The organism is Stenotrophomonas sp. P5_A8 (assembly GCF_056400545.1).
This window is the reverse complement of the sequence record NZ_JBFULB010000579.1, coordinates 1-1,098: the sequence shown is the minus strand read 5'-3', so window position 1 is coordinate 1,098 and position 1,098 is coordinate 1. Positions and strand designations below refer to the sequence as shown.

1 protein-coding gene and 2 pseudogenes are annotated in these 1,098 nt (G+C 56.3%); all 3 read left to right on the top strand.

The window, feature by feature from the left end:
- The coding region (locus tag AC1DQP_RS20815; protein WP_478052472.1) for a hypothetical protein at window positions 1-201 on the top strand (201 nt) is incomplete at its 5' end.
- Between the two features lie 373 nt (window positions 202-574).
- A pseudogene (locus AC1DQP_RS20810) lies at window positions 575-703 on the top strand (hypothetical protein); the annotation flags it as partial.
- 21 nt (window positions 704-724) lie between these two features.
- A pseudogene (locus AC1DQP_RS20805) lies at window positions 725-1,098 on the top strand (integrase); the annotation flags it as partial.

The window sequence follows — 1,098 nt, the reverse complement described above, 5'->3', positions numbered from 1 at the left end:
ATGGTGGCCGAGGACGGAATCGAACCGCCGACACGGGGATTTTCAATCCTCCTTTTCAGCAAAGCGGCGGCTCAGTCATCTGTTTTGTCTGCTCCTGGCGTCTTTAAGGTGTATTCGGGGATCGAAGTGGATCTCCATTTGTCTAGCACCTGTCCGCACCTGCAAGTGAAAGAATCGTCGTCCTTCACTGGCACTCTGTAGATCTCGACCGAGTAAATGGCACCACAATGCTTACAAGCCTTGTCGGGTGCCGCTTCTTTGGTCCAGGTCTTTACCACGCCTCACCCCCAGGTTGTTGCGCCTACTTTAGCGCTCCGCAATCCTTGGAAACAGTGCCTTTCCCCCGGGCATCATTGAGGTCCCATTGGCTGCTTTGCGGAGCGGAAATGCATGCTAACGTGTTGATATGTATGGGAGTGGTTCGGAGCTTCCCAAGCTACTGACGAGGGTTCGATTCCCTTCACCCGCTCCAGTCCAACCGCTCATGCAGCTAAGTGCATGAATGAAAAGGGGCTGAGTCAAAAACGCTGCCGTCAAACGACCTTCCCATAGGTATCGTTTGAGGTATCGCTCCATGCCAAAGCCGCTTCTTCTTGCGCGCCCATCAGGGCTCTACGCCCGCTTCCTTGTTCCTCTTGACCTTCGATCCCGCTTGGGTTGTCGCTTCATCGTCCGTGCGCTGGGTTTGCCCTCCGGTGATCGCGCACGACTGGCGGCGGCGTGCATGAGCGTGGCACTCTCCGATACGTTCAGCGCGATGCGTGCAGGAAGACTCGTGGACAAGAAGGAACTGAATGAACTGCTCCGTAAAGCCGCCTTGGGGCAGCTGCGTGAGCTCACCTTGGAGAACATCTCGCTTCCTAACGGAGAGCGAATTGGGCGCGCCCAAGTTGATACACCCCATGATGCGGCGCTGCTCGCCAGCCTCTTGGGATTGTCTGCTCCATCGTCAAATGAAACGGAGCCAGCGGATCAAGCAGCGGGATCAGGGTGGCGTAACGAGGTCATCAAGGGCCAGGTGAGTCAGGCGGTAGCCTCTTCAAAAAGCGGACCAACGCTGTCTCAAGCCATCGACCAGCATTTAGATGATCTGCGACG